Here is a 558-nt window from a genome sequence, read left to right as displayed (position 1 = left end):
GAATCACTTTTGCCTGGTCCTTTGTATAACATTTCCGGAAACCGTTGTATAATTTCGAAATTTCTTTCTGCAGCTGTCTCATTTCACGGTTCGAATAATAACTTACAAATTCTGTTTTACAGCTTGGACAAATGAAATAGTGCTTGTCCACACGGTTCGGCAATCTTGCTACAAGCATCTGGACACGAAATACATGCTCACATGCTTCACATTTCGCTTTTACGGGTTTCATTCTTCTTCCTCTTCTTTCGAATAAAACATAAAATTATGGATACACTATTTGTACATCAAGATTTTCATCCATGACTGTATTTCTCTCTAATTGAGCAATTAGTTATATTAACTGCTCTTTTATTTTTTTATCCGATTTATTCAATCGTGCTRTACAATATTCCCCAACTTCACCTTTAAATCCATGCTTTTCAACTCACTATTTCGTGGTACATACCGTTTATGGACTTCAAAATTTTCTTAGGCAAATTTAGATTTTTCACATCAGATAAATCTTTTTTATTTAAAGAAAACCACTCACCGTTTAACCTTTTGCTACTAAAATAC

The 558-nt window shown here is 33.4% G+C and carries 1 protein-coding gene; it reads right to left on the bottom strand.

Annotation, left to right across the window (positions count from 1 at the left end; translation table 11 throughout):
* Nucleotides 1-232, bottom strand: a 232-nt coding sequence (locus AC1DJR_RS32940) for a transglycosylase (RefSeq protein WP_477004561.1), incomplete at its 3' end; no start/stop codon positions are given.
* Nucleotides 233-558: the final 326 nt, after the last annotated feature.

This window comes from Bacillus sp. 05T31 (genome assembly GCF_056396725.1).
This window is presented reverse-complemented; position numbering and strand designations above follow the sequence as displayed.